Source organism: Methylovulum psychrotolerans, assembly GCF_002923755.1.
Taxonomy (GTDB): domain Bacteria; phylum Pseudomonadota; class Gammaproteobacteria; order Methylococcales; family Methylomonadaceae; genus Methylovulum; species Methylovulum psychrotolerans.
This window is the reverse complement of the sequence record NZ_PGFZ01000009.1, coordinates 42254-67168: the sequence shown is the minus strand read 5'-3', so window position 1 is coordinate 67168 and position 24915 is coordinate 42254. Positions and strand designations below refer to the sequence as shown.

Here is a 24915-nt window from a genome sequence, read left to right as displayed (position 1 = left end):
TTAGGAGACAGGATTAGGTCGGAAAGAAAACGTTTTAGGCTAAATCAAACCGATTTTGCTTCAATAGGTGGTGTTGGGAAAAATATGCAATACAAGTACGAACAGAATAAGGGAGTGCCAGATGCCACTTATTTGATCAACCTGTCAAACCACGGAGTGGATATCAACTGGGTACTCTTTGGTAGCTTAAACCACGAAGAAATAAAATCGATTACATCACCAATGGCTCTAAGTCTAAATAACAAAGACTTTATAGGCATACCGTTATATGCAAGAGAAGAAGGTAATCGTTGCGAAGAAAATGAATTGGTCTATTTTCCAATAAGTTGGTTTATTAAAAATAATTTGCCATTAAAAGAAGTGGTCGTTGTGATTAACCAAGGGGATGCTATGTCACCTCAAATTAAAGATAACGATTGGGTGCTGGCAGATACCCAAAGAAAAACCATTGGGAATGGCTGTGCAATTGTTTTTCGACTTGGGGAGTGCGTGCTGGTAAATAATTTACAGTCACAGGGTAATGCGTTACTGGTATCTGGGCTTAATCGCACATTTCCGCCTTACACCCTGGACGTGTCCGACAATAATGTTGATTTTGAAATCATAGGTCGGGTTATTGCTTCATTGAACAAATGGTGAGTTGAGTTTATTAGAGCATTTATGAAAAATTTTAATTAAAAGCAAATTAACGTTGTCTAATTTCCTGTCGCCGCCCAGCCTTCAAGTAAGGCTAGGTAGCGACAGGGCATTAAAAGGGATTATGATGATAAAGTAAGTGTCAATTTGCCGGACATACATTACTCCCCCTTAGTTTTGAAATACGGGCTGGAGAGCGCAAACGCTGCCGATCCGTATTTGTTAAAGATATCTAAGCAATCTAATGATTTTGAATTGCCCGATATAGGGCCTTTCGGTTCACGGATTTCAACTTGCAAACCTAGGGTTATTGCCCGATGGGCCAATTTCGCCGCCGCTTCCGAACCGGCCTGAATGCCGGTTACGGTTGCCGGACGATCCAAATCAGCCCAAATGACCAGCTTTTTGACAGTATTGGGCAACTCAACGTTAGGCATTAACGACGAACTGACCAATGGCCAAGTCACCATGCCGGTTGCTTGGATGACGGCCAAAGCCGATTCAATGCCTTCGGTGACGCCCAAAACATGGGCGGGTGTTCCTAGACGTATGGCGGAACCGGTGACTTTCTTGTCCGACGGTGCCGGCATCACTTTTTTCGGAAATGCGACATCGGCTTTAAACCCGTCGCCCGTGAGATACGTCCGGTGGATTGTGACCGGGCCATCATTATTTTCGAGCAATGCAAGCAATGCCGGAAAGTAACCCAATACACGACGGTTTTCATCGCGGTATTGCAATGTGGGATGGAAATGTAAATTTGGATAATCCATTGCCACATCACCCAGCCCCCTATTGCGGAAGTAAAGCCTGGCAGGCTCCGCATCTGGATGCCGAAGCGGTTTTGATTCCTGCCAGATTTTACGGAGACTAGCCCTAATCCGGTCATTATCCGCTACGGTAGTTGACGGAGTGATGCCGGACTTTAAAACAGTGGCAGGGATTGCTTCATTGATTATCCCTAATACCGCAGCAACATGAGATAAAGCATTAGGAAAGCTCCAACTTCGCAACCACATCAATAATTGAAATCCATCCGTCTTAGCGCCACAAGTGTTACAAATACCCCCGCCAGAATGATTGGCATCTCGGAATAACCGGAAACCATCTTTTCCGCCGTGGACGGGGCATTGCGTATGCTTACCCAGTTTTGATACCGGAAATTCAAGTTCAGGCGCAAGGGCATTAAAAATAAACAACCACCGCCCGGCCGCTTGCGCTCTGACGGTGTCCGCAGATAAATTGAAGGTCTTCATTGCAAACCTCCAACCACATGGACTGTTTTAAAAAAGAAGGACTCATCAATTGAAAACTCTGTACCGTCTTCCCATTTAATTGTTGCTTCATCAAAAGATTCTGATCTATATGATTTTCTTTTTATACCTACAATTGTCCCCAACGTTTTGTAGCTTGCATCGGAATCAACTGATTCAAAAAAAGCTTGTACGGTTTGGCCAACTTTAATTTGTATATTGTTAATCATGGTTTTTCTCCTGGTTATAGCCCCGACCACCGGGACTTCCTTAATGCCCGTGCCAACGGGCATTAAGGAAGTCCCGGAAGGCAAGACAGAAAGTTCCGAGAGAAAACCAACACCCCTGTGAGGAGAAAAGTTTTCTCCCGGAAGGGTTGTGTAAGGTAGCTGGCCGATAAAAGAGGATATTAGGCCAGTTTCGTCTCAAGGAAATAACGTGTCATGTCGCGCTAAACCCAAGCAAGCTGCTTAACTACGATGGGCTGATATTCCACGGATTCTACGACACGGCAATTGCCGATCAAGGCAATGTAGTTGTCGCGGATGGCATCACACGTTGCATCAAATGCACACACCAAATCAACCCGTTCGCGAAGCCTGGACATAGTCCAATCTTCCTGGTCAAAGCATTCACCCTGATCAATGCCATTGCTTCGTACCACCGAACGCTTGGGCGGCACTTGATAATTAACGCGGGTTGTTCCGCAAATTCCACAACTGGTGTGTAAAGAACAGTTGCGTAATTCAATTGACAGGCGATTTGCCAGTATCCATTTCTCATCGTCTGTCATCGACAATGCCTGGACTGTGGACTGTTGCAGATAGACATTCGGATGGTGGGCGTTTGGATTTTTAAGGATTTCTTGCGCAATGGTTTGTGCGTTCATGTCCACAAAAATCGGTGGCACTTTTTTATAGTTATTTTGGCCGCACATCGGGCAATAACTGTAATGGCCTGTGACCTCAAGATGCGATTCATAAAGAACTAGATAACCTGAAGATCGGCCATTGGTGCCAATCGTATAGGAATGGCCGTGTTCCCTAATGAAGGTATCAATAGGCTGGCGAATTTCATTCCAGTAGTCGGTTTCAAGCATGTCATAGGCTCTGTCGGCTTGTTCAAATGACAGGCCTAAATTATGAATCTTGATGTTTTGGGCATATGACGTCATTCCGTTCCAAGAACGCATGGTGTCATAGCGGCAGTGTGATTTGAGAAAATTGGCCATTGCAGTACGGCTGCGGCGGTCAACGTTCTTTTGAAAAAAAGATTTGGACATCATGTTTCTCCGGCACTAGGCAGACGGTGCGGGAAAAAACAGTGTCCACGGCTGGGAAAATGAATTTTCCCGCAGGGATATAAAAGTTATGAAGATTGTTCAGGGTTTAACAATTTTCTTCGGGCTACTCTAAGCAACCATTTTTTCAAGCGTGGTAACAGTCACATTGCCATCCGCATTGACATGAAGATGGAAACTATTTCCATACAATATTGGACACGGAAGATGTGTCGGCAAAAGTTGCTGGATGCTGACAAGCGGGTCATCCGTCCGATTAGCCACACAGAAAGAATATAATGCCGCTTGGTCGGATTCATAAGCAGATTGCTGGAAATCCTCATTGTCATCACGATAAGAAGATATTTGTGTCAACACGCCAGACGTATTGCCCAAACGCGGCATTACTACTTCATTGCCATTATCTTCACCCAAATAAATGGTATGACCATTAATTTCGATAGTTTCGCCGCCAACTGTAATTTCATAAGAATCACAAAAACGGACTTGAACCCAGACCCAATCGCCTTTAAATAGTGCTGATCGGGTTTCATTAACCAGCTCAACCGTTGGTTTTTCTAATTTCTTGACTAACTGGTGTATCCAATGTTCAGGATGCAGCCCGCCATGATAAACATAATAGCCTTTCTGCATAGCAAACGTATGGCATAAAGCCCCATCGTATTTAACACACTCATCCATACTGACGACACCTTTGCTGTTAAGCTCGGCCAATGTTAACACCGCATTGGACGGAGATAAATAGTATCCAAATCCAGATTCGTCACAATTGGGATAATCAACGAAAGTTTGCAAAACACAAGCAGGCACAACAGGAACATCGTTCAGCAAATGAAGCAAATACCAACTATTTAACATTTGATAGTTTGTGACAAAATCCATTGGATCAACAGTCGCTTTCAATTTCAGATAATAGTCCTCAATATATTTAGCGAGTGTACTTCTGATTGTTTTGATCGCATTTTCTTCATCCACCAATTTGTCGCGGTCAGGAAGCCTGGCTATAAACTTGGACGGATCGAGATGAATGATATGCCTTGGAATGGCATCACGAAAAGTTCTGTTGGTGCGATAAATGGGCAGACCTTGAAAGTAAACATCAATATCGACACAACTTTCTTTGTTATCCATAGCCAAACGTATTGATCCGATTTCGGTATCGATAAATTCACTCGAAGTATCAATGGCGCAATCTCGGCTGAGAAGCTGTCCATCAAAGACGATAGGCGTTGGGAAGCCACGCGCTAGTTCTATCAGCTTGCGTTTGATTTGCTCAAACTCCAACCCAATTTCTTGCAACGTGATAACCGTTTTTCCGTCCCAATTATCGACAGGTACTATCGAAATCGGTTGGAATGTGAGTATCTCATCTGTATTTGACATCAGTTTCCCGCTTTTGCTGACGACAGTGATATGCTGGCAAGCGTACAAAGCGGATAAAAAACCAATGCCAAACGGATGTTCTTGAGCAATAACATCGGCATTCCATCCTGATTCTGCAACAGTAAGCAGTGTATCGATGGATTCGATGCCGCAACCGTCATCAATGACGGTAAGTGTGTTAGTTGGGTGGTCAAAAAGGAATTCAACCGATGTCGCTTGTGCACGGCGGGAGTTTTGCATCAGCTCCCCCAACACAGTAGTGTTGTTAGTGAAACTGTGCCTTAATGCGTTAACCAATTTGGTTGGGTTGACTGTCAAGAGAGTTTGTTGCATTTGTGAGTCCTCAATAAATGCCAGGGAACGCACAAATGCCCGACCTGGGAAGTGGTTCCCCGGTGGGTTGATTTAGATTACGGCAAAGCCGTGTTGTTTTCAGATTGCGGCAATGCCGCGTTGTTTTTAGGGTACAGTAAAACTGCTTTGTTTCTATGTCTCAATGTTTATTCGTCATTTAAAGTGCTGAACTGGCACATCTTTCGGGTCCAAAAAGGAACCACAAAAATCCATCTTTCCGCAATACATAAGCTTTGCATTCTGGAAAGATGACAAGAGTATATACAATTGTCATCAAAAAATTAAGATAAAACATTAAAATGTATATTTTATCAGGTGATATTTAGCATAGTCACATTCAGCAGGCTAACTGTTGTAACCGTATCCCAATCAATATTCAGTCGGAAGCATCAATACGTTGTCAATCAAATAGAACTTCCAAATACCGGAAATTAATGTGCTAAAAGAAATATGCTTAGTTGCCAGCACATTACCATTGCCATCATCAACACAGATTTTGCATTGCTGTGATTCTGATTCGACGACAATCGACAAAAACGGCTCATGTTGCAATAAGGGAAAATATTCAAAGGTAATCAGGTCAAGCAACCAATAGCTTTCTGTTTCTTGAAAGAAAAATTGGGCGCCATCAGTATAAAGAAATTTTTTCAATAAGGAGTGATGGTACCAATTCTCCGTGCCTATGTATTGGTCAAGGGCCAATTTCAGTGTTTCTGCTGTGTATTTTGTTTGCATGTGTTTCTCCAGGAAGTTGGTCACCGCAAGGAACACAGCATCCATTAAGGATTGTGAATCCTTGCAGGATAGTTTATAGATTTGGCTGTCTTAGTTTTCTGTCAAAAAATGGGTTTTAAAAAATCAGTAAGCAGCAAATTCATAGGTTTGTTGAGTTCTAGTGTTTTCTACAGCCGGTGTTGTATATCCGGGCATGACGGGCTTTGACTGCTTTTTCCCGCGCTTCAAGTTTGACAAGCTCGGCGTTATCGGCTCTGATTACGCTTAAATGATCAGGGTCAACGGCTAGGCATTCCTCTGCTCGACATGCGCGTAACGCCATGATGCTGTTGAGCCGCCAAAAACGGACGCTTTCGGCGTGAGTGAAAATTACTTCGTCTTGTCCAATAGACACTTGATGTGTTTGTTGTATACAGCTTGTTTGCATGTGTTTCTCCAGGATATTTAAGCCTGCAAGAAACTCAGCATCCGTTAAGGATATGTGGTTCCTTACAGGATTTTCATAAGTTGTAGTTATCGTGAGTTGGCTTCCAGAAAATGGATATGTAAGGCCAGTAAAAAATATTAAGGCTCGGACGGGACTTTATTTAGTTGATGCGTCCCGTGATGGGCAATCGTCCGAAAGGCATTGGTTGGCATCGTCGTAAACACGGCCGCAGTCGGGGCACTCAAAAGCTGGCGTTGCATTTTCGGGCTGAACTGATCGCAACCCACTAAAAACTTCCATCGCAAAATTCAATCCAGAACCCACGTCTTTAAGCAAGGAGTCACAATCTGTGAAAGCTTGCTCTTTGCGGCGGATATCGATTATAGACTCATCGGGTTCCGGGAAATCGGAAACGGGTTCTGCGCTGAACGTTAAGGAATCGTCACCGACTTCAATATATTGGTCATATAACAAGGGCATTTCATGGGTGTCATCCCAAATTGTGCCATTATCAAATGCCTCTTTTGCAGAGAGAATTGCCGCATCTTTATCGGTGGCTAAAAAGCCTACTTGAACACGATGGACGTAATTGATTTCGTAAGTTACGATAAATTTTGATTTTTCTGGCATGAGTTAATACCTCTATTCATTTTAGGGGCAATAACTCCATAAAAGGGGAATTGCCCCTTATGGGTTTAATGGAGCTGGCGAAGCAGCTGTGGTTTGAATTTTTGCATGACAAAATCCCTGATGACATCGTGGTCAACACCGGTAAATTGGCAACAATTGTTGAAACTGAAAGGATTTTTGTCAGATTCGTTCAGAATCCAAAAATAGATTTCTTTTCTGGTATTCCATGAACGTCTGCTATCCAACAAGCTGGCAAGTGATGATTCCAACAATTTTTCACATAGGCACAAAATATCCGACTCCGACCAAGGCGTAGTGGAATCCGACTCTTTACCCCATAAAAAATCGTAATCGTTAAAAATATCGAAATTTGACTTATCATGGGCGTACTGTTGGGCAGGCGTTTGAAATGTCTTTACCATGTGACCTCCTAAAAAAATGCCGGAACACCTTAAGTCCTGAAAGGGCTAAAAGCTGTCCCGGCGGGGGAAATGGAAATTAGGAAATAGAAAAGCCAAATGTCAATGACATTAGGCAGATACTAATCCAATTTCATATTGATAAACAACGCTAAAATGGATTGTCAGAAGCATTTGAAGAATGCTCGGATTTTGAGCCGAGTTCTGTATAAATGTTGGCAATAATTTCAGTGGTGTAACGATCGACTTTGGCGGAATCTTGCCATTTGCGTGTGCGAAGTGAGCCTTCGATAAGAATCATCGACCCTTTTTTCGGATTACGGTCACGGACGATTTCAGCCAATTTGCCAAACAAAACGACGCGATGCCATTCGGTATGGGAAGCAGCGCCATCCTTACGATACTCGGTGGTGGCGATAGATAGGGTCGCAATAGGTGCTTGTTCCTGAGTGTAACGAATTTCAGGTTCTTTACCTAAACGGCCAACAAGTGTGACACTGTTATGCATATTAAAAATCTCCAATCAATTAAAGAGGGAGACCTGTATGCGACCCAAAGGGAGCAAAAGTCTCCCAAAGGATGTTTATGAGGACAGCGATCCTCAGATGAAAGTTAAAATTTAGAAACGCTAAGTTGCCTAAAATTTAAGGGTTTGTAGTCAGTGCAGCAATTTGTGCATGACGTTGTTGGTTTAATTGAACGGTTGTGTCAAACGCTTGTTTACCGGCAGATAATGCTGTGCCGACAGTGCCTAATACTAACGTTAAAATGATGATGCTTTTCATGTGTGTATCCTCGGTAAAACCGGGGAAACACACGTTACCCGACTAAGGAAGTGATTTCCCCAGCAGGTGAATGTTTAAAATTACGGCAAGGCCGTGTTGTTTTCAGATTACGGCGAACCGCGTTGTTTTCAAATCACAGTAAAACTGCTTTGTTTCTATGTCGCAATGTTTATTCGTCATTTAAAGTGCTGAACTGGCACTGGCTTTTGAGTCCCGTAGGGAGCTACAAAAATTCGTTAAAACCGTCTTTAAGCAATACGCAAACAGTAAATTCCGCAATGGCGTTGACTGTATTTTATACCAATACCGTCAAGTGGTTAAGGCCAAAAGACACGATTTAACAGTTCCTTTTGGAATATTTTTGTGCCGTATTGAAATACGTTGCTTTTGTGCTGTAGTTCAATCGTACAGTGACGTTTTGGGCGTTAAATGGCCGAAAATGTCTTTGCCGTCCGCCGATAATCTGACAGCCATTAACAATTGAATGGCAAGTCTTGCCCAAAAATGCCCCATTTGGTGAGCCTAAAAAAATGGGGCGTATTGGGCTTTGTAGTGGCCAGTGTTCAGGTAGTTTTCATCACCTAATTCATCAACAGTATGCCCGATAACTATTTCGGCATATTCCATATCCGCTCCGGTACTCAGCATGGCATGAAAATCAAGCGCCGCTTCGGCTTTTTCAATTGCTGCCTGGTGGCTTTCGGCTTCAATGCCCCTAGCGGAAACCCTGACCACAACATAACAATGCACATCATGTTTTTTGATGATCCGGTAGTTATGGGTGTCGGTGATTTCCCTAGGACTTAAAAATTGCGTCACACCATTTTGAAACACGACAGAAAAGCAGTTTTCCTGTTCTGGAAATATGCCGTCGACAACGCCCTCCGAGTTATTAACAGTCAGAATATCAACGGCATTTGTTGTCTCGGACATTTTGCCTTGGATGGAAATAATCTTAGTTCCGATATGTGGCAAAAGTCCCAGGCATTGTTGACAGAGCGACAGCGTGCCGAAGATAAGCTTTGTCGGTTGTTTGCATAACCTGCAAAACCAAGTTTTTTGATTGAGGGCATGGGCTTCAAGATGACCCGCCATCTGCGACACATCAAGCCAATAAGCCTGGCCCAGCGTATAATCTTTATAGCGCCATTGGTGCCGGTCAGCCAATCTTTGGGAAAACTCACGCAAAACGTTAAGCTTGCTAAGCCCCGCATCGGCGATGACTTCGCTGCAACCGTCCTTGTGCCTGATATAAACTGAAAAAAAATGTGGATTTTCGTCATCTATTTGGCACTGGGTTTCTGTCTGGCCGTCACTGTTAATCTCGACGACACCCTGTATTTCAATATCGCTGTACTGACATTGTGGGTAACTCAGTAATTCTGGATAAGTGTCGAATAAATTGGAATCGACTTGGCTCATAAGGTTCTCCAATAGCAAACTGAAATTAGGGACAACCTTGCCCCTAGTTCCTGCTGGTATTTGGAGCTGATATTCGGGTTTATCTTAAAAACAGGCATATATTTTTCTCGTGAAAAAATCGGGAAAATGCCCATCACCGGGAAATTTCCCGATTGGGTTAAAAACGCTAATTAAAGGAAAAGCCGAAATCAATTTCGTTAAGCGGCAACCAATAAATCCCGGCTGATGCGAAACAGTTGGGTACCCAATTCAGACAGGTCGTTAATAACAATTGACCTGCTGAACAAGTGGCTGGTGTCATAACCAATACCGACACCTATGAGCTCTATCCCAGATGCTTCGCAACGTCTAATGACAGACCTTGTGGCATCCAAATTATCAGGTTGTCCGTCATTAAGCACCATAATGATTTTGCGATGCTCGCGTGCCGACAATACGGAAGAAGCGGTATACCATAAAGCCGAACACAGCGGCGTTAATCCGCTAGTGACAGGCAAAAAAGCCGCAGCATTGGGTCTGACTTTTTGCCCATGCCGCAATAGGGGAACTACGTCGTTGGTATCTTCATACGGGAACTTGGTCACGGATGGATTGACGCCAGGAATTGCTTCCAATGCCAACGCCAGGGCCAAGGCCGCTTCCATCGCCAACCCAATCCGGTTTTGTCCGGTGTCGGCGACCTCTGTGTTCATGGAAACTGAAGCGTCAATAAGGATGGCAAACGCCGCATTCGGCGATTGTTTTGGTGCTTGATGTACGAACAACCTTGAATCGCCTAAAGCCAACTTGTGCAAACGGCTGCCGTCAATTTTGTTGCCGGAGCGTTTGTGGCTTCGGCTGTGGTTTTGGCTTCCTTGTACAAAGCTTTGCAGAGCCAACCTGAGGCGGGCAGAGTGACCAAGTACCTTTTTTAATAGTTCTTGGCCAAGAACGGCATTACATTCAGGCTTCCTAGCAACGGGCAATTCAACATCTTCGTCATAACAGGCTTGGTGCTGCCCGTCCAAAATGTCCCTGATGGTTTCTGCACGGTCTACGGGCAAATCCTCGTCAGACGCATTCAGGACGGAAGAGAGGATTTGGTAAAATTGCGTTTGTTCCTGTTCTTGAGCTTGCACATCATTAGCCTGACCAGGAGGTTGTGGACTATCTTCTGGTGGAGATTCCGGGAATTGCTCCTGATGTTCATGTTGTGCCGCTGTCTCCCGTTCCTCTTCAAACATCCGTAATATGCGGTCAGCTAATCTGACACAGTCACGGGTGTTTTGTAGGAAAGGCACGTCGGAGAGCAAGGCCATCAGACGTGTGACCGACGCTTCAGGAAAAGTCTTTGCCAGATCCGCTTCAGCTGCATCTGCCACATCATTTAGGGACTTGAAGCCCAGGACATCGGCACTCAACCTCAATAACATAAAATTCGACAAAATGGTGGCGGGTGCCATTGGTTTGTCTGAACGGCTGTTATTGCCCAAGAACAAGTGTTCATCCATTTTTTGTAGGGTCTGTTTAGTCCCTGGATAAAGCCTGATGATGCCGCTTTCGATGCGGATATCCTCTAGGATATTGACCATTGTTCTGCGGATTGGGTTGGTTGCAGCGCGTGTGAATTCATCAAAATCACTGAACCGCACATGTGCCGCTTCGTGCGCCAAATATCCCCAAGCAATGTCCTTATAATACGGGTCATCCTGGTTATACGCCGGAATGGTGATTGTCTTGCCGTCAGTTTGGGCAACACATCCGCCGACCCTGACTTTTACGCCCAAGCTATTGCCCAAGGCGGCGGCGACAATCGGGAATGCGCCGTTTAACGTTCTGTTTTGTTTCATGGTTTGCTCCAGTAAAGGTACGGGGCAAACCATGTCCCCATTGGGGCGTATGGTTGCCCCAGTTGGGTTATAAAATCGTCTGTTTCAGAAATAGGCGTCTGGAACAGACAATGGCATAGTGGTGAAATACACTGACAGCGTTTGGGTAGCTGCCGATTTTGGTGGGGGTTCCGCCGTCACATTGGATTTAACCTCCTTGATAGCAGACGGCATCACCGCAGCCGGATTGATATTCTGGCGCACCCAAGATACGGCAGGAAGCCAGTCATCCGTGTCACCATCGCTGGTAAGCACAAAATCAGGGATGTGCAAAAAACCAAGAACCAATGACGCGCAGACCACAAAATCGTAGGGCTGGCGGGCTGTTTTGCATGAATCAGCCATGACTTTGGGGGCTAACAAGAAGGTTTCGCAGGCGGAATCCGTTAAGGAGTCACCATTGAAGGCAATCTTTCTTGAATTGCAGATAGGCTTTTTATCACCCATCGGGCCGCGCAGGACAATGCCCTTGTCGACATCAGAACCAAGGTTTATCAATTCATGATAACTGGGCAACGTTTTAATTAGATGTTCAACATCAAACATGAGATGCGCCCAATTTTCTTGAGTTGGTCGTCTTGTTATTTGAAAATTATGTGTATATCCCATTTGCTTTCCTTTAATGAAGGGAAAGCAAGAGAACCCTAAACGGGAAAATTGCTTTCCCGTGGGTAAAAATTTAAGTGTTGCTTATCAGACTACCAATGGATGATTTGCAAGGTAGTCATTCACTAAATTAAGTGCAGTACGTTGTCGCTTACACTCTGTTGCAATCTCATAACAAATTTCATCACCAGCATTTTCGATATCGTATTCATTGTCTAAACAATTTGATGATGCTAATTGGAAAACTAAATCGAGCGCATCAAAGAGTTCGTTGTCAATGGGACGATAAATTGGTTTGATAAAATCTCCAAAATCACGGGCAAAGCAATCAAGCGGATGTTTATGGTTTGGGTCAATTTCACCTGATACATTTACCTTAAAAGCATTAGTTGAAATTAACTCCCGTCCTGGATGGTCTTTTTTGAGCATCAGGAAAGCATAAGGATCACTTGGATCAGCATGGTTGTTGTTTTCATAGATACCACTTACTTGTGGGCATATTGTTCGCATAGCTATCTCCAAATAGTTGATGGCGGATACGAACTGCCCATACGGATAGTTGGCACCCGCCGGGTAAGATTAGATTACATGGGATTCTGTCAGAACCACATGTCATTGGTGCTATTGATGGCAGGGACAGGAATCTGTGTTTTTACGACGTTACCGTCAGTTTTTGCATCGGCTACATCTGTGGTGGGTTGTTGCACAGCCCCGGTAAATACGATGGCTTGTGTGGCATCCCATTCAGATAATGCAGTCCTGTTGAAATGTGGCGGTAACCGGGGATTTCCGACATCATCATCTTCGTCATCATCTTCGACGTATTGTATGGCGTTATAATCATCCAACGTGAACAATGTAGTTTCGTTAGGCCAAGCCATCGCTTGTTCATCATCTTCTGGCATGACGGATTCAAAAGCGGACGGTTGCCCGACATCATCAGGCCATGAAGCCTGCGTTTGTGACAAACCACCACCATGCGCCTTCACCTTGTCAGGGTCGGACAACAATAACCCCAACGCGAACAAGGCATGATAAGCAGAACCGTTGTAAGGGCCACTTTTAGGTATTGACGCTAAAACCCTGTCAATTTCGTCAACGATGGGAAAGCAACGGTAATCCAGAAAACCCAAGCTATCCAGTTTGTCACGCATACGTCGAAAAGCGTTCAAAACCCGCCCGGTGACAGAATCTTTGCCGACAAACGAACGGTCAATAAGCTCTTTGGCATCTTGGGCGATTTCCCTAAATAACTGGTCGCTCAATGAAAGGGTATGCCTGTTCAATGAATCCCCCAACTCGCCTTGAGGTTTGCTTACCCGAAACACCATGTAATCAAAAACCAATTTCCGAGCCACACTGGCGGCAGGTTCGATGGCGTTTCTGATAGCATCCGCAAAATCTGGATGTTGGTTAATCCAGTGTTCGGTGCTTTCTGAATAGACGTTTAAAAAGCGCTGCTTTTCTTGGTCAAATAAACGAGAAAGTGCGTCAAGTTCATTGACGATCCTAGGTATTTCCTCAGAAGGGTTTGCGAAACCGCCGATAAAGCGGGTGCCGGCTTCGAGACAAATACGCTCAGCTTCTTTCTTGATTCGGGTAAACTCAAGCAACTGCTTAGGGTCAATCGTCTTTTTAGTACCCAGCGACGCTAACGTGTCAGGGGGCAAAACCGTGCCGTCAGCCAATTTAAGGTCTTCAGGGCGCAGCTTCTTGGAGCTAGTCCAGAGCCGGATAGTCAGTTTCACCACTTGGAGTTGGTCGAGCATGAACTCGGCTGTGTGGGTGGTGTTTGTAGTGGCGGTTGTGCTTGTAGTCATAGTTGCTCTCCAATAATGTAAAGAAGGGCAAATATGCCCGTCAGGGCTGGATTTGCCCTTCTGGGGTGTTAAAATTGTTTCAAAAATTCCGGTTAAGATACCTGGTCTTTACCGATTACGCCTTGCCAATAGCGGCAAGGATAAAACATTAACCGCTATGCCATCTCCCAATCATGTCCAAAAATGTCTTTGGCAATCCGGTGGATCGCTTCACGTTGCGCAGGTTCCGCCCGGAAAGATAAAGCCCGTTCCAGTGAATACGGCAGCACGTTTTTGGCACGTCGGAAATTCACCATGATATTGAGCCAGCGTATTAATGTCCGGGTTGACATCGTTACCGTTAATGCCCCGACACCATCAACTGAACCCATAAAAAGCTGGCGGATTTCATTCGCTACTTTAATCATGTTGTCGATCACCACATCCATGATTGAATCAAGCGGAACGCCTAGGGCTTCCAGTCTCTGGTTAAGTATGGCTTTTTCAACTGAAGGCTCTGGATAATCCACGACCATCATTCTAAACCGATCCATAAACGCCAAATTTTGTTGCATGACCCCCGAATACAAACCGCTTGCATCGCCTTGTCCCGCTGAATTGCCCGTGACAATTAAACGGAAATGGGCATGGTGCTTAATGACTTCGCGATTGTTCTGAGGAATGGTCAGAGAATTACCTTCGATAATGTCGTTTAATCCGGCCAGTTCGGATGGGTCCATTAGATCGATTTCATTCAAAATCAAAATATGCCCGTCACGAAGCGCCACTGACAATGGCCCGTGGACAAACGTCATAGAACCGTTAGACATCATGAATTGCCCGACGAGATCGTTAAAATCCAAACGGCCGTGACAGGTTATTTGCTGCACGGGATAATTTAATCGGGCTGCCATTTGGCAAACCAAAGACGATTTTCCCGATCCTGTGGGGCCAGTCAAATAATAAGCGTCACCGTAAGGCTTAGACAAAAAAGCCAGAAGGTCACGGACATGATCCTTTCTAAACACATAATCTGTTTTAGGAGGAATCAAAGGGTGTTGGTCATCAACAAACGCATCTACAGTAAAGGCCTGTGGTGCATCGATGCCGAAAGTGGAGGCGACTGAAATTTTGTTCATCTGTATATTCCTATATTGAACAGGAAACACAAATGCCCTACCGGGGAAATGGTTCCCTGGTGGGTTCGTTGTAAATTACGGCAAGGCCGTGTTGTTTTCAGGTTGCGGCAAGCCGCGTTGTTTTCAAATTACAGTAAAACTGCTTTGTTTCTATGTTGCAATGTTTATTCGTCATTTAACGTGCTGAACTGGCACTTTTTCTGGTTTCCAAAGGAAACCACAGAAATTGGCTAATTTTCATCATAAAACGCAAAATAGTCAATAATAAATCTTAATCAAAAGTGTCCAATGATTGGACACTTTTTATAAGTGTGTGACTATTGAGAAATTCATTAGGCTAAAAGCCAATGAAATATTGTCGTTGCACGGTCGCTACAGAATGCCATCAATTCGATCAACGTTCAAAAAAGTGTCCAATCATTGGACACTTTTTAGTTATCTGAGCCGGCATCAAGCTCAGCCAACGCATCTGCAACCATCTGATAAATGGAATTCGCCACCTCATCGGTGATTAATGCCGAATTAAGTTTTATTATCACCTTATTGTCATCAAAACTAAACCCGCCGACATTTTTTCCGTTTAAGGCGTACTTTTTTGACACCACATTATCCGATTGTCGGCGGGGATTTTCCGCATCGCGTATTAACCTTCTGATTTTGGGTATCAGCAACGTCTGGGTTAATGCACTCTCCTCAACCATGTTGAAAGCCGCAAGGACATGCTCTTTATGCTGGCTTTCAACATAATCCGCTTCTTTGAAGAACGACACCAACAGTTGGGCATTATTCCTGTTGATAAGGCTAGGATTGCCGTTGAGCCTGCCTTTAACCCAATCCGGGAGGTCGTTAAATGCCAAATAGCGGTAAATGTCCGAACGTGTTTTGCCCGTATACCGACTCAACTCGGTTTTCTTTTTAAATAAGTGGGCAATGTTTTGAATCGCTTGGCCGACTTCGTAATCGGTCAAATCCTCCCGGTCTATATTTTCAGAAATAGCCATCATTGCCGTGGCTTCATCATCCGCATCAAAAATGACTGCCTGAATGCGGGTGTGGCCTAGATATTTACACGCACGAAAACGTCTTTCTCCCGCAATAATTTGATAGCCGTCATCAGCCGCCCTCACCGCAATTGGCTGGATCAAGCCGTTTTCTTTGATGGCTTCTGCCAATTCGATTATTTTCTCATGATCAAACACTTTCCTGGGTTGGAAAGGATTGGGCGTTATTAGCTCAATATCTAGGCTTGCTTCATTAACGGCACTCACTAGACTATTTCTTTCTTTGACTTCCGATATGGCTTTTAACTGGGTTTGGCCATTGGTGGCAATCTTGCTTTGCAAGCGCTCAAGTGCCGAGGGCTTTTTGTGATCTGTTGACATACGTTACCTCAGGCCTTTAATGATTGCTGAATTGACAACGTCTCCAATAAGTAATCCGCCAGATCGTTGTAATCTTTCGTCACCTTATTGCTTCTCGCCGTTTTTCTAATAGGCTCCCTAAGCACCGATGCTTCGCCGACTTTGGTTGAGGTATGGATATAGACGGGCAACCTTTTGCCCACCCCAGGAAACAAATCCATTTCCATCTCCAATTCATCGAAAGACTGCGCAATCGCCTTTTGGACATTAATGCTTTCGCTATGGCGGGTGAGCAATGCGCCCAGATAAACCAAATCAGGATTGGTTTCAGGGGTTTTGTCTTTGATGTAGGTCATCAAATTCACCCAGCCCGTCCTTGAATAATCAGAACTGGTGTCAATAGGAATCATAAAATGGGTGGCGGCCGATATGGCGTTGCCGGTCAGCAAAGAAAGGGCAGGGGGGCAATCAATCAGAATCACATCAAACGCATCCCGCAACAGCGTTAACCGCGCCTTTAATTCTTCGAGCGGCCTGTTGGAGTGAATCCTCAGCGTTTCGGTCACGACAATATCCAATTGGTCTGTTGAGGGTATGTAACAGACATTTTCAAAGCCATCATTGACATCTTGGCTGATTAAAGCACCCAGATGGGCAATGTCGGTTCGGGTTTTTTTATCACAGAATAATGCTATTGCATTTTTCTCATATAGGTTGGGGTCAATAGCCCCGATATGGGTCGACGCGTTGGCTTGCGGGTCAACATCTATCACCAACACGGCGCAACCTTTCCTGCCGAATTCAGCCGCCAAATTGACGACCGTGGTGGTTTTGCCAACCCCGCCTTTTTGATTATAAACCGCAATAATCGGACAAAGATAGGCATTGTCTTGGCTTGCTTGCATCTGTAAATCCTCACCAGGTAAAGATTTCATTATACACCCAACAAATAATGACGCAATGGATACAATTTAAAATAAAGTGTCCAATCATTGGACACTTTATTGAATCTAAAAATTTGGGCAAAAGATTATTGCAACTGAATCCTATGAAAAGTATAATTTTTATTTTTCAATATGTTGCGTATGACATGCGGTATGTCGACTAAAGACTATTATGGGAATTTAAAGGCATAACCGATGGGTTTCGGCGGCGGCGAGTTCCACACGATTCTGCCCGCCAACTTGTCGGATTGGGCTTATCTCAATATCACCAAATAGCTTTCCGACACCGACATGAAAGTGCCCGCCATACAAACGGGTAAATTGACGGAGTTTGGCAAGGAGAATATAAGCGATGTGCGGAAAGAATACGTTGACGGTATATGCGGTGTCAGAATTGTTGTCCGGTGACGGCATGGTTGTCCGTGTCTATTGGACAACCGGTAAACATCGGAAGAAGGCACTTGATGTCCGGTTAGCACTGACGTGCGAAAACAGGGCAGCTGCTGCCGAAGTGGTTGCTATCCGCCACCTGCTCGGTGACGTTTGCGTCTTCAACAAAAACCTCACCGGACATAACTTGGTGATAGTGGTGTCGAAAGGTGCGGTAAAAAAACTGGGGCAACGGAAAACCCAAATCAACTCCCTGTACGAATACGGATACCCGCTGTTTACCCGTTACACGGAGGCGGAGATCACCGTCTCGAAAGACCGTGGTTGGTTTCCGACTGAAGAGGATTTGGGCAATATATTGACTGTTGACGGCGAGGCATTGCGGGGTATGGAGACATTTAAGGCCGCCAATGGACAAGGGAATTTCGCCATCACTAGGCACGCGATGGAACGGTATCACGAACACGTCGGCACCATTAATATGCAAACGACTTGGAAAAGCTTGACAAAACGCTTGCAATCGAATGCCGACATTGAAAAAGTGGCGCTGCCGAAGAATGTGTTGGAACATAAAATCGGCAAGTACGGCGACGTGCCGGAAGTGTGGCGGCATCCCGACAGCACGTTGCATTTCGTATTTTTTGTCAAGGATGATTATAAGATATTGGTGACGGTATTTGAACGCGACACGGGGCTTGACCGCCAAGGGCGGAACGCCCGGTTTGCGTAGGGTGGAATGATGGCCACCGCCTGTAACCTGAAAATACAACCATTTTTTGGCGGTTTTTTATTATGGGGCAGGTTTAGGATTTTAACTTTGCTTCAAGTTCCTGTTGGCTCAAATGCCTGACAGCTTCGCCTTTGACCATAAAAATCAGGTGTTCACACAGGTAACAGGCATGGTCGCCAATGCGTTCCAATGCCCGGACTGCCCATAGGCCGTGTAACGTCCGGGTGATGTTGCGCGGGTCTTCCATCATATGGGTGACCCATTGCCTGACAATGCCGGCATATTCAAGGTCGACCTTTCCGTCCATGCCTGTAATCGCGGTGATGCCGTCTATGGACATTCTGGCAAAAGCGTCCAACGCCCCGTGCAGCATCTTTTTGACCAATTCGGCCATATGCAGTATTTCGTGGTATTGCTCATGTTTGCCTTCCGTGTCGGACAACTTGATGGCCATTTTGGCGATCCGTTCCGCATGGTCGCCGATGATTTCCAGCTCTCCGATAATCTTGATGACCGTCAGCAGCACCCGCAAATCAAACGCGGTGGGTTGCCTTAAGGCGATGGTCTGAGTGCATTCCAAGTCAATTTCCACTTCCATGTCATTGATCAGGATATCCCGCCTCAGAACAAATTCGGCGGTTTCCATATCATTAGTGGTGAACGCTTGGATGGCCAAAGCCAATTGCTGTTCAACCAATCCCCCCATCACCAAGACCTTATTGCGTATTTCTTCGAGTTCGGTATTGAATTGCCGGGATATGTGCCGGCGTATCTTGCTGTCGTCCATAATGGCCTTCTGCTGTTGGTTTCACGCCGGTGCCGTTTTAGGCGCGACGGGATTTCGGTATCGGGTGTTGGAGGGGCACTTCCTAACCTGACGGGTCAGCAATACTAAAGCCGGACTTATTGACCCGTAACCTCAGTTCCTTACCCGGTTTGAAACGGATTCCTGACCGGGACGGCAATTGCACGGGTTCGCCCGTTTTCGGGTTACGGCTAACACGCGGCGGCAGCCGGTGGCGCGTGAAACTGCCAAAGCCCCTGATTTCAATGCGCTCACCTTGGATGACCGCTTCAGTGAGGGACTTTAAGATGCAACCCACAATAGGCCCGACAGCCTCGGCCGTCAGGTGCGGTTGTCTCGCGCTTAAATTCTTTATCAAGTCTGATAGGTTCATGGAAAGCATCCTTGTCATCTAAAAATCGGTTATTTTAACATTTCCGATGTAACCCCACCTAATTTGCGCCGTCATTTTCAGGGTAAACGCATTTGATTTTTTAAATTATCGTATACTCAATGTTTTGTATAAGAATTGGCATTTATTGAGGCTTTTTTATTCCCATATCTTATTGATTATAAAAGCGTTTAATTTACATGCGCTTGCCCTGCTGTCATTTTGAAGTGCCGTGATACTCCAGCCAAGCCCAAAAACAAGCCAAAGTGCTATGCGAAAAAGCGTATAGACCTGCCGCTAACCAAAACCTGTCTTTAATTATCGCAGATAGCTATAGGCCGGGCGGTTAAGCAGGGGAGCAGACTGACTTAAAAAACTAACGGCAATCATTAGTTTTTTAGAAATGATGGTAGTAGCTATCCCTACAAGGCAAGTTACCCAATGTGCGGGTTATTTGAATGACAAAGGCAAGCGGCGACAAAGCAAGCCAATATTACGCCAATAAGGTTGGCGATGTTTGTTTGCTAAGCCGCGCACTTGGCTAGCCATAGCAACATCCGCTTATTTTCATCCCGTTATCAAAGTCCGGGCAGTTGTACGACAGAATTGCTGGTCTTTGTCGGCGACAAAATGAGTTTTCATCCCGTTATCAAAGTCCGGGCAGTTGTACAATCGACACCCAAGCGGACGTGTTTGATGCATTTGCTGAGTTTTCATCCCGTTATCAAAGTCCGGGCAGTTGTACACCGGCGAATTACATGAAATTGAACTTTCTGCCTCATTGTTTTCATCCCGTTATCAAAGTCCGGGCAGTCGTACCAAATGATAACTGATTGTTCTGAATTACAAAACAGTATTGAGTTTTCATCCCGTTATCAAAGTCCGGGCAGTCGTACAATAAGTGATCTTTTATCAGACGATGATATATATTTGTTTTCATCCCGTTATCAAAGTCCGGGCAGTCGTACTTCTGGCCATGCGTGTTGGCGAAGAACAAATCGATTGTTTTCATCCCGTTATCAAAGTCCGGGCAGTCGTACTGTACTCCTATAACCCCTTGTTTGGCAAGGCCCATTAAGGCCATTTTCGGCGCGGACTGCCTTATTTATCAGTAACCTTGAAAATAAACCTAAAAACACCCTATTTTCCCTTATAAATCAACATACGGCGCGGTTTTTTCTCTATTTACCGCAAGTGCTTGATTTGATTGTAAACCCAAAAAACCGCCCCATTTTCCAAAACCGCGCCGATAACGCCGCTAATCAGTGGCATTAAAGCCCCGCCCTCAGACTAAGTGAAAATCCGGGTCGGCGCTCACTTGGCCTAGGCCATCGACAATAATCCGCTGCTTATCTTTGCCGCATAACGGATAGTAGCGGACTTGGTCGGCCACGGGCTCCATCAACGTTTCCAAACGCTGTTGCAAATCCGCCAACTGCGCCGTTTCCAAATGGCATTCAAACACACTGCGTTGGACGCGGTTGCCGAAATTTTCCATTTCATTGGCGATTTTCCGCAGCCTTTTGGGGTGATGCACGTCAAAACAAATCAGGTAAAAGCCGCTCATTGCAGAAAAAACCCTTCATCGTCCGGCGGGTCGCCCACGCCTTGAAAAAAAACCGCCCCATGGCACCAGACACACAACGGATACCAGCGCAAACTGTCGGTGCTGGCCAGTTCGGCTAATAATCCGGTGCGTAGCAAATTTAACTGCGGCGCGTCCAAATGGCATTCAAAGACGCTGTATTGTACCCGCTTGCCGTAATTTTTCAGCAAGTTATACGCCCGCCGCCGGGCTTTGTCATCGCCGATGTCGTAGCTGACCAACCATAACTGCGTCATCGGAACACCAAGGGCTGATAGCCGCTGGCTGTGCCGCGTATCACCTGGGTCAAATGCTCCACCTGATATTCCATGCAGCGGCGATAGTCCAGCGGTTGCTGGGTGACGGGGTGGTTGATGGCGGCGTTCAGCTTTTCTTCCAAGGCTTTGATAAAGGTTCCTGATTAGCAAGATGCTTCAGCCGAGCGGATCCAAACCTCTGGGCGAGGCCCAACGGCGATGGCGGCAACAAGCAGGCGCATGGGAAGCCTGTCGAGCTGGAACCTGCGGTTGAAGCGATAGGCGAACGCCCCCAGATAACGCGAGGCGTATTTTGCGAACCCAAACGCATGGTAAGCGCCGCCAAGGCTGGTCTTGAGGTTGCCCAGTATGGTGTTGAGCCATAGGAATTCAAGCATTTCTTTAGGTTTTCGCCCGCCGACAATGATCGCCTCGTGTTGGCAATCCGCCCGGGTCACCGCCGCGAAGCAGGCCAGCCCGTCAGATAAGACGGTGCTGCCGGGTGCCAAGTTGGTTTTCGCCCAGTCGGCAATAGCCTCGCTGGTGAAGCCCGGAACGGGGGACAGCTTGATGTATAAAGGATGCCCGTCGTCGTCAAGCGACAGCGCGGCAACAAAAGGCACTTTGTTTTCAGACCCCCGGCCCGCTTTGCCGCCGCTGAGTTCGCCGCCAAGATAGGCGTCATCAATGTCGACCCTGCCGCTGAGGGTGTAGTCCGCGTCACGCTCGGACATCGCCGCCATCAGCTTGTGCTGGATCAGCCAAGCCGTGTGATAGCTGACGCCAATCAGCCGCTTCAAAGCCAATGCGGACAGCCCGGTCTTGGCTTGGCTAATGAAATAGATCGCCAGAAACCAAACCGTCAGCGGCAGGCGGGTGCTTTGGAAGAGCGTCCCGGCGGTCAGTGACGTTTGGCGGCGGCAGGCTTTGCACTGGAAGGTTTTAAACACGCTATGGCCGGTTCCGCCACAACAGGGGCAGACAAAACCCTCAGGCCAACGGGCCTGCTCAAGTTCGGCCTCACATTGCGCTTCGCTGCCGAACTGCTTAAGAAACGCAGGCAGTGACAGCCCAGGTTGGAATTGAATGCGGTTCATCGCCATGATACGGCCCCTTAAATGATATGGCTTTAGTATACGCCGTCCTTTCGCGTAATACTGGGTTTGGCTGAAGCATCTTGCTAATCAGGTAAAGGTTTGCCGGGCCGGGGCTTTAAGATAACAACCCGCCCCCTCGGTGCGCGGATAATCAAAATCGGCGGGGGTGAGGTGGTTGTTTAGCACCAGTTTCCAAACCACGGCATCAACCACAGGGGCGCGGAACTCTTCCATCATATCCGAGGCCAAGGCCGGATGGCCTTGTTGCAGGGCATGAAGAAAGCCGACTTGCGGATTAAGCCCCCGGCTGCGCAATAGCGAATAAACATTGTAAAACAGCAAGGTGTAACCGTAAGACAGCAGGGCGTTAATACCGTCGGTAGGCGGCTGGCGGACGCGGCGGTTAAAGCTCCAAGCCGGATCGACGCTGGCGGTTAAGGCCTGAAAATAGGTTTTGGCGGCGCTGCCTTCAAAGCCGCGCAATTCATCTAAGGTGGTGGCGGCCGGCAAGCGGGCAAGCAAGTTTTTCAGGGTATCTGTGGCTTGTGTCAACTCCCCGCCGTTATGGCGGCGGGCCAGGCGTTGCAGCATCAGGCGGCTATTGGCGATTTTGCCGGACACCACGGCGGTGGCTAGTTTTAGGCAAAACGTCGCATCGCCCGCGCGTAGGAACTGTTCGCGCTGGAGCAGTACGGGTTCGGTCGTGAAGGAGTCGATGACCCCATAATATTGGCCTTGGCCGGACAGCAGGTAAATGGGGATACGCTCTTGCAAGCAGAGCTGCATGGCTTGGGTGGTGATTTGGGCGTTGCCGAACACCATGATTTGGTCAACTTTAAGGGCAGGTATTTCGCGCACTATTTGTTTTTCTTGCCGGACTACCAAGCGTTCGGACTCTTTACCCAACACTTGCCCGTGCTGGAGGATGTACAGCGTGCGCAACAGCGGTTCGTGGTCGGACGGCAAATCTTCCGGGTCCGGCAACGCCCAGTTTTCTAAGGGCGGTTCACGCGCGGGGAAATCATCGGCGGCCAATTTGGCTTCTGAAAAGGCCAATTGCATCAGGGTCAGCGGCTCGGCGGCTTGTGCAGCGGCTGGCGGGGCGGGTGCTGGTGGTAAGCCCAAGCCATCGGGCGGGTCGGCTTCCGTTTTAAAGGCCAAGGAGCGGATAAATTGCACGCCCAAAAAGCGGAAGCCTTGGTCAAAATGCACTATCCGGGTTTTTTTTACGTTAAACCGGAGCCGTAATTGCCCCAGCACCGTATCGGTCAGCTCCAAGGCTTGTTCGGCACGGTCTTGGCTTTTACAGAGGATGACAAAATCATCGGCAAAACGGACGAGGCAGAGGTCATTGTCGAGCAGGGTTTCGTCCAGATGGTGCAAATACAGGTTGGACAATACCGGGGCGATGGGCGAGCCTTGGGGGGATGCCTTTGTCCAGCTCAAATTGCTGGCCGTCTGCCACCACCACCGCTTGTAACCAGCATTGGATGAGCGCCAGCAGCCCCACATCTTTAATCAGTTGGCCGACTTCGGCCATGAGGATGGAATGGTCGATGTTGTCAAAAAAACCGTGGATGTCGGCATCGACCACCCATTGGTAGCCTTGGCGTTGGCGTAATTGGATACGCGCCACGGCTTGTTCGACGCTGCGGCCTTTGCGGTAGGCAAAGCTGCAATCCTCAAACTCGGCTTCAAACAGCGGTTCGGTGACTAACGCGACAGCGGTTTGCAATACCCGGTCACGCACGGCGGGGATGGATAGCGGGCGTTTGCCGCCCGCGGGCTTGTCTATCGCCACCCGCAACAGCGGGCGCGGGCGGTAAGTGCCGTACAGCACTTCATCGCGCAGGGTATCTAGCTGGGCGGGTAAGGCTTGTGAAAAATCCGCCAAACTTTGCCCATCCACCCCCGCACAGCCTTGGTTTTCGTACACCTTAGCCCAAGCCTGACGTAAAACGAAATCGGTGAGGGCATCGGCTAAGGTGACGGCTTGCATAGGGCGACTCCGAAGTACAGGGCAAAGTGTAGGCCGCCCCGATCCGGTCGGCAACATCCGAATAGCCTCAGTTGCGGCCTAAACCTACCGCCTTGGGCGTTGTTGTTTGTTTATCCCGTTATCAAAGTCCGGGCAGTCGTACAAAAGAACATCATTGCAGAGTTTGTTGACCCGTTGGTTTTCATCCCGTTATCAAAGTCCGGGCAGTCGTACCAGTTCGTTGGTTTCGGTGATTAACGAAAATATTGGGTTTTCATCCCGTTATCAAAGTCCGGGCAGTCGTACTGGTTGACCACCGTAGGCACTGCCGCCAACATCTATGTTTTCATCCCGTTATCAAAGTCCGGGCAGTCGTACAGTGAAGGGCTTGATGACCTTGATTCAATTTATGTTTTCATCCCGTTATCAAAGTCCGGGCAGTCGTACAGATCTGAAAATTGTTTTGCAGCTTGTTCTGTGGGTGTTTTCATCCCGTTATCAAAGTCCGGGCAGTCGTACTGTACCCCTATAACCCCTTGTTTGGCAAGGCCCATTATGGCTATTTTCGGCGCGGCCTGCCTTATTTATCGGTAACCTTGAAAATAAACCTAAAAACACCCTATTTTCCCTTATAAATCAACA

At 46.8% G+C, this 24915-nt stretch carries 27 protein-coding genes and 2 CRISPR repeat arrays; of the genes, 2 read left to right on the top strand and 25 right to left on the bottom strand.

Features of this window, described 5'->3' with window-relative positions; translation table 11 throughout:
- Nucleotides 1–639: XRE family transcriptional regulator (locus AADEFJLK_RS17655; protein WP_211299249.1), on the top strand; the 639-nt coding region annotated here is incomplete at its 5' end.
- 158 nt (nt 640–797) lie between these two features.
- Here AADEFJLK_RS17655 and AADEFJLK_RS17650 read toward each other — a convergent pair.
- From AADEFJLK_RS17650 to AADEFJLK_RS17575, 17 genes are all read right to left on the bottom strand, one after another.
- Nucleotides 798–1892 (bottom strand): DUF7146 domain-containing protein, encoded by a 1095-nt coding sequence (locus AADEFJLK_RS17650; RefSeq protein ID WP_103975179.1) that lies wholly within the window; start codon nt 1890–1892, stop codon nt 798–800.
- Nucleotides 1889–2119 carry a hypothetical protein gene (locus AADEFJLK_RS17645; RefSeq protein WP_146054643.1) on the bottom strand — a complete coding sequence of 77 codons (231 nt, stop codon included), beginning with the start codon at nt 2117–2119 and terminating at the stop codon, nt 1889–1891. Before AADEFJLK_RS17645 ends, AADEFJLK_RS17650 begins: the two co-directional genes overlap by 4 nt.
- Nucleotides 2120–2340: 221 nt before the next feature.
- Nucleotides 2341–3171 carry a cysteine protease gene (locus AADEFJLK_RS17640; protein ID WP_146054642.1) on the bottom strand — a complete coding sequence of 277 codons (831 nt, stop codon included), beginning with the start codon at nt 3169–3171 and terminating at the stop codon, nt 2341–2343.
- Between the two features lie 129 nt (nt 3172–3300).
- On the bottom strand, nt 3301–4905 hold the full coding sequence (locus tag AADEFJLK_RS17635; RefSeq protein WP_103975176.1) for an ATP-binding protein: 1605 nt from the start codon (nt 4903–4905) through the stop codon (nt 3301–3303).
- A gap of 390 nt (nt 4906–5295) precedes the next feature.
- The gene (locus tag AADEFJLK_RS17630; protein ID WP_211299248.1) at nt 5296–5661 is read right to left on the bottom strand and encodes a DUF6876 family protein; all 366 of its coding nucleotides are present in this window, start codon (nt 5659–5661) and stop codon (nt 5296–5298) included.
- 583 nt (nt 5662–6244) lie between these two features.
- The gene (locus AADEFJLK_RS17620; RefSeq protein ID WP_103975173.1) at nt 6245–6718 is read right to left on the bottom strand and encodes a hypothetical protein; all 474 of its coding nucleotides are present in this window, start codon (nt 6716–6718) and stop codon (nt 6245–6247) included.
- Between the two features lie 65 nt (nt 6719–6783).
- Entirely contained in the window at nt 6784–7140 is a 357-nt protein-coding gene (locus AADEFJLK_RS17615; RefSeq protein ID WP_103975172.1) for a hypothetical protein, read from the bottom strand.
- A 148-nt stretch (nt 7141–7288) separates the two neighbouring features.
- Nucleotides 7289–7645 (bottom strand): single-stranded DNA-binding protein, encoded by a 357-nt coding sequence (locus tag AADEFJLK_RS17610; RefSeq protein WP_103975171.1) that lies wholly within the window; start codon nt 7643–7645, stop codon nt 7289–7291.
- Nucleotides 7646–7781: 136 nt separating this feature from the next.
- On the bottom strand, nt 7782–7922 hold the full coding sequence (locus tag AADEFJLK_RS24695; RefSeq protein WP_170065158.1) for a hypothetical protein: 141 nt from the start codon (nt 7920–7922) through the stop codon (nt 7782–7784).
- Nucleotides 7923–8444: 522 nt separating this feature from the next.
- Complete coding sequence (locus AADEFJLK_RS17605) at nt 8445–9344, bottom strand: hypothetical protein (RefSeq protein ID WP_103975170.1); 900 nt, start codon at nt 9342–9344, stop codon at nt 8445–8447.
- A gap of 197 nt (nt 9345–9541) precedes the next feature.
- Nucleotides 9542–11173, bottom strand: a complete 1632-nt coding sequence (locus AADEFJLK_RS17600) for a cobaltochelatase CobT-related protein (protein ID WP_170065157.1) — start codon at nt 11171–11173, stop codon at nt 9542–9544.
- 84 nt (nt 11174–11257) lie between these two features.
- Nucleotides 11258–11821, bottom strand: a complete 564-nt coding sequence (locus tag AADEFJLK_RS17595; protein WP_146054641.1) for a hypothetical protein — start codon at nt 11819–11821, stop codon at nt 11258–11260.
- An 84-nt stretch (nt 11822–11905) separates the two neighbouring features.
- Nucleotides 11906–12328, bottom strand: a complete 423-nt coding sequence (locus AADEFJLK_RS24105; RefSeq protein WP_146054640.1) for a hypothetical protein — start codon at nt 12326–12328, stop codon at nt 11906–11908.
- A gap of 89 nt (nt 12329–12417) precedes the next feature.
- Nucleotides 12418–13638, bottom strand: a complete 1221-nt coding sequence (locus AADEFJLK_RS17590; RefSeq protein ID WP_103975167.1) for a DUF3150 domain-containing protein — start codon at nt 13636–13638, stop codon at nt 12418–12420.
- A gap of 155 nt (nt 13639–13793) precedes the next feature.
- The gene (locus AADEFJLK_RS17585) at nt 13794–14756 is read right to left on the bottom strand and encodes an AAA family ATPase (RefSeq protein ID WP_103975166.1); all 963 of its coding nucleotides are present in this window, start codon (nt 14754–14756) and stop codon (nt 13794–13796) included.
- 431 nt (nt 14757–15187) lie between these two features.
- Nucleotides 15188–16138: a ParB/RepB/Spo0J family partition protein gene (locus AADEFJLK_RS17580; RefSeq protein ID WP_103975165.1), complete on the bottom strand. Its 951-nt coding sequence runs from the start codon at nt 16136–16138 to the stop codon at nt 15188–15190.
- An 8-nt stretch (nt 16139–16146) separates the two neighbouring features.
- Nucleotides 16147–17052 (bottom strand): ParA family protein, encoded by a 906-nt coding sequence (locus tag AADEFJLK_RS17575; protein ID WP_103975164.1) that lies wholly within the window; start codon nt 17050–17052, stop codon nt 16147–16149.
- A 361-nt stretch (nt 17053–17413) separates the two neighbouring features.
- On the opposite strand from AADEFJLK_RS17575, the gene AADEFJLK_RS17570 reads away from it, so the two are divergent.
- A complete protein-coding gene (locus tag AADEFJLK_RS17570) occupies nt 17414–18181 on the top strand; it encodes a hypothetical protein (RefSeq protein WP_103975163.1) in 768 nt (255 codons plus the stop codon).
- 73 nt (nt 18182–18254) lie between these two features.
- Here AADEFJLK_RS17570 and phoU read toward each other — a convergent pair whose 3' ends face one another.
- The 8 genes from phoU to AADEFJLK_RS17535 all read right to left on the bottom strand — a co-directional run bounded on the left by phoU (nt 18255) and on the right by AADEFJLK_RS17535 (nt 24294).
- Nucleotides 18255–18968 (bottom strand): phosphate signaling complex protein PhoU, encoded by a 714-nt coding sequence (phoU, locus tag AADEFJLK_RS17565; RefSeq protein ID WP_103975162.1) that lies wholly within the window; start codon nt 18966–18968, stop codon nt 18255–18257.
- A gap of 82 nt (nt 18969–19050) precedes the next feature.
- Nucleotides 19051–19359, bottom strand: coding sequence for an HU family DNA-binding protein (locus tag AADEFJLK_RS17560; RefSeq protein ID WP_103975161.1), 309 nt, complete (start codon nt 19357–19359; stop codon nt 19051–19053).
- Between the two features lie 560 nt (nt 19360–19919).
- A CRISPR array of direct repeats spans nt 19920–20396; the repeat unit is 36 nt; unit sequence GTTTTCATCCCGTTATCAAAGTCCGGGCAGTCGTAC.
- Between the two features lie 245 nt (nt 20397–20641).
- The gene (gene cas2 / locus AADEFJLK_RS17555; protein WP_103975160.1) at nt 20642–20923 is read right to left on the bottom strand and encodes a CRISPR-associated endonuclease Cas2; all 282 of its coding nucleotides are present in this window, start codon (nt 20921–20923) and stop codon (nt 20642–20644) included.
- Nucleotides 20920–21198 (bottom strand): CRISPR-associated endonuclease Cas2, encoded by a 279-nt coding sequence (gene cas2 / locus AADEFJLK_RS17550; protein ID WP_103975159.1) that lies wholly within the window; start codon nt 21196–21198, stop codon nt 20920–20922. The genes cas2 (AADEFJLK_RS17555) and cas2 (AADEFJLK_RS17550) overlap by 4 nt, the downstream gene beginning before the upstream one ends.
- Nucleotides 21195–21341, bottom strand: a complete 147-nt coding sequence (locus AADEFJLK_RS24690; protein WP_170065156.1) for a hypothetical protein — start codon at nt 21339–21341, stop codon at nt 21195–21197. Before AADEFJLK_RS24690 ends, cas2 (AADEFJLK_RS17550) begins: the two co-directional genes overlap by 4 nt.
- Nucleotides 21342–21362: 21 nt before the next feature.
- The gene (locus AADEFJLK_RS17545) at nt 21363–22301 is read right to left on the bottom strand and encodes an IS1595 family transposase (protein ID WP_103975158.1); all 939 of its coding nucleotides are present in this window, start codon (nt 22299–22301) and stop codon (nt 21363–21365) included.
- Between the two features lie 81 nt (nt 22302–22382).
- Nucleotides 22383–23741, bottom strand: coding sequence for a CRISPR-associated endonuclease Cas1 (gene cas1, locus AADEFJLK_RS17540; RefSeq protein ID WP_103975157.1), 1359 nt, complete (start codon nt 23739–23741; stop codon nt 22383–22385).
- Nucleotides 23644–24294, bottom strand: coding sequence for a reverse transcriptase domain-containing protein (locus tag AADEFJLK_RS17535; protein WP_170065155.1), 651 nt, complete (start codon nt 24292–24294; stop codon nt 23644–23646). The genes cas1 and AADEFJLK_RS17535 overlap by 98 nt, the downstream gene beginning before the upstream one ends.
- A gap of 106 nt (nt 24295–24400) precedes the next feature.
- Nucleotides 24401–24792: a CRISPR direct-repeat array (repeat unit 36 nt; unit sequence GTTTTCATCCCGTTATCAAAGTCCGGGCAGTCGTAC).
- Nucleotides 24793–24915 lie beyond the last annotated feature (123 nt).